At 38.0% G+C, this 4,565-nt stretch carries 8 protein-coding genes and 1 tRNA gene; 1 reads left to right on the forward strand and 8 read right to left on the reverse strand.

From position 1 onward, the window contains the following. Positions 1-252 precede the first annotated feature (252 nt). The 7 genes from rplL to ABMA79_RS15900 form a co-directional block, all read right to left on the reverse strand. Positions 253-621 (reverse strand): 50S ribosomal protein L7/L12, encoded by a 369-nt coding sequence (rplL, locus tag ABMA79_RS15870; RefSeq protein ID WP_021266534.1) that lies wholly within the window; start codon positions 619-621, stop codon positions 253-255. Between the two features lie 50 nt (positions 622-671). Continuing rightward, entirely contained in the window at positions 672-1,202 is a 531-nt protein-coding gene (gene rplJ, locus ABMA79_RS15875) for a 50S ribosomal protein L10 (protein ID WP_021266540.1), read from the reverse strand. A 95-nt stretch (positions 1,203-1,297) separates the two neighbouring features. Next, on the reverse strand, positions 1,298-2,005 hold the full coding sequence (gene rplA, locus ABMA79_RS15880) for a 50S ribosomal protein L1 (RefSeq protein WP_021266545.1): 708 nt from the start codon (positions 2,003-2,005) through the stop codon (positions 1,298-1,300). Between the two features lie 11 nt (positions 2,006-2,016). Further along, positions 2,017-2,442 (reverse strand): 50S ribosomal protein L11, encoded by a 426-nt coding sequence (gene rplK / locus ABMA79_RS15885; RefSeq protein WP_021266533.1) that lies wholly within the window; start codon positions 2,440-2,442, stop codon positions 2,017-2,019. Between the two features lie 37 nt (positions 2,443-2,479). Further along, complete coding sequence (nusG, locus tag ABMA79_RS15890) at positions 2,480-3,094, reverse strand: transcription termination/antitermination protein NusG (protein ID WP_393056830.1); 615 nt, start codon at positions 3,092-3,094, stop codon at positions 2,480-2,482. 33 nt (positions 3,095-3,127) lie between these two features. Further along, positions 3,128-3,514, reverse strand: coding sequence for a preprotein translocase subunit SecE (secE, locus tag ABMA79_RS15895; protein WP_392861557.1), 387 nt, complete (start codon positions 3,512-3,514; stop codon positions 3,128-3,130). 131 nt (positions 3,515-3,645) lie between these two features. Then, positions 3,646-3,722 (reverse strand) — tRNA-Trp (locus tag ABMA79_RS15900). 150 nt (positions 3,723-3,872) lie between these two features. Between ABMA79_RS15900 and ABMA79_RS15905 the strand changes: the two genes are divergently transcribed. Further along, entirely contained in the window at positions 3,873-4,403 is a 531-nt protein-coding gene (locus tag ABMA79_RS15905; protein ID WP_392861556.1) for a M35 family metallo-endopeptidase, read from the forward strand. Between the two features lie 76 nt (positions 4,404-4,479). Here ABMA79_RS15905 and ABMA79_RS15910 read toward each other — a convergent pair. Next, a partial coding sequence (locus ABMA79_RS15910; RefSeq protein ID WP_392858019.1) for a hypothetical protein occupies positions 4,480-4,565 on the reverse strand: 86 nt, incomplete at its 5' end.

A 4,565-nucleotide genomic window follows, 5' to 3' on the forward strand; every position in this document is an offset into this window, starting at 1 on the left:
TAGAAGCATGAGTGGAGGCGTCTCTAACACAGATGGTGTAGAGGCAAAGTTCTTACGAAACCACTCGTTTGGTCTAAAAACCTCAGTCATTATGGTTCTCCCGGGTTTTAATTGTTTTAACGTGCACGTATATTTTTTAGTTACTTAATAACTTTTTTTTTCGGTTTTTACAAACGCAAAAAAGGTGTGAAGATCGCTAAATCTCCACACCTGTATTTTTTAATTTTTTATGCGATGAGCAAGGGGCTTAAATTACTTAAGCTCAACCTTTGCACCAGCAGCTTCAAGTTTTTTCTTGATTTCTTCTGCTTCGTCTTTAGAAACTGCTTCTTTAACAGTCTTAGGAGCACCTTCAACCATTTCTTTTGCTTCCTTAAGACCTAGACCAGTGATTCCTCTAACTTCTTTAATAACGTTGATTTTCTTAGCACCTGCTTCAGCAAGAACAACGTCAAATTCAGTTTTTTCTTCAGCAGCACCACCAGCAGCAGCTCCACCAGCAACAGCTACAGGAGCAGCTGATACACCAAATTTTTCTTCAAGTTCTTTAACTAGCTCAGCTACTTCAAGAACAGTCATGTTTGAGATTTTTTCAATTAATTGATCATTTGTAATAGACATATATAACTCCTAAAAATTTAAAATAACTTTAACTCTAACTTTGTTAATTACTATTCTGCAGATTCTTCAGCTGCAACTGGCGCAGCTTCAACGCCTGCTTCTTTTTGCTCTTTAATTGCATTAAGAACTCTAGCAAATGCTGAGATCGGTGCATTAAATGTCGCAAGAAGAGTACCAAGCATCTCATCACGAGATGGTAGGTCTGCAATTGCTTTTACTTCTGCTGCTGTTAGTGCTTTACCATCAAGTAAACCACCTCTAAGTTCTACTAGTTCAAACGTTTTTCCACATTCTTTTAGTGCCTTAGCAACGGCTGGTGCTTCGTCAAATGCGAAAGCAACAGCTTGCGTACCTTTAAGACCAGAAAGTAATTCTTCTGCATCTGTTCCGGCCGCTGCCTTAGAAAAAAGTGTGTTACGAGTAACAACTAGTGCTCCACCCGCTTCGCGGACAGATTTTCTTAGAGCTGTGGCGTCATTAGATGGTAGTCCAATAACGTTTGTTAGAAAGATAGCGTTGGCATCAGTGATCTTCTTTTTAAGACCATCGATGATAACGTCTTTCTCTGCTCTAGTTAACATCGTTTACCTCCTAAACTATTGGAGGGAGATTTCATGCAGGCTTTATGTAGCTTCAAACTTGTTCAGCAGCTACACCGACAATCATCAACCCCTTATTATTTTGCTGCGATAGATGCAGCTTCTAAAGTATCAATTTTAAGTCCTGGCCCCATAGTCGTACTTAAAGTAAGTGACTTAAGGTATGTACCTTTTGCAGAAACAGGCTTAGCTTTAATGATTGCTGTAACCATTGTGTCGATATTCTTTCTTAAATCTTCATTTGAGAAAGATGACTTACCAACTGGAACGTGGATGATACCATTCTTCTCAGTTCTGTACTCAACCTTACCAGCTTTTTGCTCTTTAACTGCGTTTTCAACATTAGGAGTAACTGTTCCTAATTTTGGGTTAGGCATTAGACCTCTAGGTCCTAGGATTCTTGCAACACGACCAAGTTTACCCATCATGTCTGGAGATGCGATAACTCTATCAAAGTCAAGCCATCCACCTGCGATCTTAGCAACGATATCGTCACCACCAACGTAATCTGCACCAGCTGCTTCAGCTTTAGCTACGTTGTCACCAGATGTAATAACACAAACCTTAACTGATTTACCTGTACCAGCTGGAAGTGCTAGTGCACCTCTGATCATCTGGTCAGCGTGTCTTGGATCTACACCAAGTCTGAACGCTAGATCTACAGTTTCATCAAATGATGCGAACTTTACTTCTTTTGCAAGATTGATCGCTTCATCAATTGTGTAATTCTTAGTTGTATCTACTTTTGCAAGTGCTTCTGTATATTTTTTTGATTTCTTAGCCATTGTAACACCTCTTAGTAATCTAGTTTGATACCAGCTGAACGACATGAACCTTCGATGATTCTTTCCGCTGCTTCTTGAGTAGCTGCTGTTAAGTCTGGTCTTTTCGCTTCAACAATTTCTTCAATGATTTTCTTAGATACTGTTGTTACAACTTCTGTTCCTGGCTTCTGTGCCCCTCTCTTAAGCTTAAGCTTATCTTTAAGAAGGTATGAAGCTGGAGGTGTCTTAGTTACAAATGTAAAAGAACGGTCAGAGTATACTGTAATGATTGTTGGAAGCATTACACCTGCGTCTTTTTGTGTCTTTGCATTGAAAGCTTTACAGAATTCCATGATGTTTACACCTTTTTGACCTAGTGCCGGCCCTACTGGTGGTGATGGGTTTGCTTTCCCACCTGGAATTTGTAGCTTAATGAAACCTGTGATTTTCTTAGCCATAAATTTCTCCTGCGAACTTTAGTTCTACCAACGGTTATTAATTTTTTTCTACCTGAGAAGCATCTAATTCTACTGGTGTTGGTCGACCAAATATAGAAACGTTTACTTTCAGTTTTCCATTTTCATTTACAGATTCAATTGTACCGATAAATGAAGCGAAAGGTCCTTCGATAACCTTAACTTCTTCACCTTCAGAGAAGTCCACAGTTGTACGTGTCTTCTTGAAACCACCAGTTGATTGACCTGTCATATATGCTGCCTCTTCATCTGATAAAGGGGCTGGTTTGTCAACAGTTCCGCCAACAAATCCTGTAATTTTGTCAGTATCTTTTACTAAGTGCCAAGTGTTCTCATTCATAAGCATATGAATTAAAACGTAACCTGGAAAAAGCTTCTTAGTAATAGTTCTTTTTCTTCCACCTGCATGAGATGTTACTTTTTCTTCTGGAACAACAATTTCACCAAAAGAGTCAGTTAGCTTATAGTTAACAATTCTTTCACGAAGAGTTTTTTGAACTTTGTTTTCTTGACCTGTAAGAGTCTTTGCAATGTACCAACGAAAGTTAGGGTTAACAGTAGCTTCACCTTCTGATGATTCTACGGCCATTTCTTCATTAGTTAGTTCTTTTTCTGTTTCGTTGTTATCAACCATTTTTATCTCACTTAAATTAATTAAAGGTATAAATTAAAGAATAATGCTTAGTAGTTGTCTGAATGAATAATCTACTAAAACGAAAATTCCACTAACAATGCTTAGTGCGATTACTAAACCAATTGTCGTCTTTAAAACGTCATCTTTGTTAGGCCATACAACTTTTACGAGTTCAGCGTAAACATCCTCTAGTAATGTTGATGCATTTTTGTTCTTAGCAATTACTAAGAAAACAATTAGTCCAACAACAATTCCAACTACTTGTACTGTGATTGGGAAGTTTGGAACCTTTGCTTCAAGATCAAACCACTCACTTAATTGTTCGAGGAATCTAATAGTAATAAAACCACAAATTGCACTTACGGCAGCAACAAAAGCGTTAATCCATTTCTTGCTGTCTTCACTCTTAATGAGGGACATCTCAAATCCTTTTTTACCTAAATTAAACGTATAAGTATCAGATTATATCCCTTAATTAACATGGTTTGGCAAGAGCTAACGCAAAAATAGGACATTTTTGCAGTCAAAATAAAATATGTTGGAGTAAAAAGTGGCGGGCGCATAAGGATTCGAACCTTAAACCTACTGATTTGGAATCAGCCGCTCTACCAATTGGAGCTATACACCCGTTCGACTTGGAAACATAAATTACCGAAAAAGGCCTCCGCCGTCAATCTCTATTACTATAAATATTTCCATTATATTGAACAGAGTCCAAACAAAGGGTAGTGTGGCGAATCGCAACAGCGACATTTAATTTTATTGGAGAGAAAACAACATGAAGTATTTAGTACTATTGATGCTTACACTTAATATCAACGCAGCAATTTTCGTTTCTAAAACGTGTTCTGAGGATCAGAAAGATATGCTGATCAAAGACACGCAAAAATCTCGTGCGGACATGAAAGGTATCATTAAAGACCTTAGACAGTACAAAAAACAAAACCCATACATGGACAAGAGTGTTGAGAAGAAAATCAACAAGGCCATCGTTGTAATGAAGTGCTCTCTTGCTAGAACATATTGGACTAAACATAAATGTGTTGAACCATATGGTGGTGCAATTGCTTACACATATGCTGTCATTGGAAAAACAGTTTATATTACACCAAGCTACTGGGATTATGACATCGATGGCCGTCAAGGGATCGTTCTTCACGAATTAACACACAAGTGTGGAACAGGTGATGCTGACTACTTCTGGACACGTAAACCAAAAGATACAAACGGTACACCTTGGTCAGATATCGCTGATACATATCGCTACTGGCAACAAAATGGGACATGTATCCCAGAAATCGATTGTTAAAAAGATAAATTAAAATTTTGGCATAAAAAAAGGGGAGCAAAAGCTCCCCTTCCTTATATCTTGAATATTTAAAATATTAGTCAAGAATTTCAGATACTGTACCAGCACCGATTGTTCTACCACCCTCACGGATTGCGAACTTAAGACCTTTTTCCATCGCGA

It is taken from the genome of Halobacteriovorax sp. HFRX-2_2 (genome assembly GCF_043196705.1).
Classification (GTDB): Bacteria; Bdellovibrionota; Bacteriovoracia; order Bacteriovoracales; family Bacteriovoracaceae; genus Halobacteriovorax_A.

Excerpts from the sequence above, each read along its gene's own strand:
- rplL (WP_021266534.1), bottom strand. The coding sequence starts at position 621 with ATGTCTATTACAAATGATCAATTAATTGAAAAAATCTCAAACATGACT.
- ABMA79_RS15905 (WP_392861556.1), top strand. The coding sequence starts at position 3,873 with ATGAAGTATTTAGTACTATTGATGCTTACACTTAATATCAACGCAGCA.
- rplJ (WP_021266540.1), bottom strand. The coding sequence starts at position 1,202 with ATGTTAACTAGAGCAGAGAAAGACGTTATCATCGATGGTCTTAAAAAG.
- secE (WP_392861557.1), bottom strand. The coding sequence starts at position 3,514 with ATGTCCCTCATTAAGAGTGAAGACAGCAAGAAATGGATTAACGCTTTT.
- rplK (WP_021266533.1), bottom strand. The coding sequence starts at position 2,442 with ATGGCTAAGAAAATCACAGGTTTCATTAAGCTACAAATTCCAGGTGGG.
- nusG (WP_393056830.1), bottom strand. The coding sequence starts at position 3,094 with ATGGTTGATAACAACGAAACAGAAAAAGAACTAACTAATGAAGAAATG.
- rplA (WP_021266545.1), bottom strand. The coding sequence starts at position 2,005 with ATGGCTAAGAAATCAAAAAAATATACAGAAGCACTTGCAAAAGTAGAT.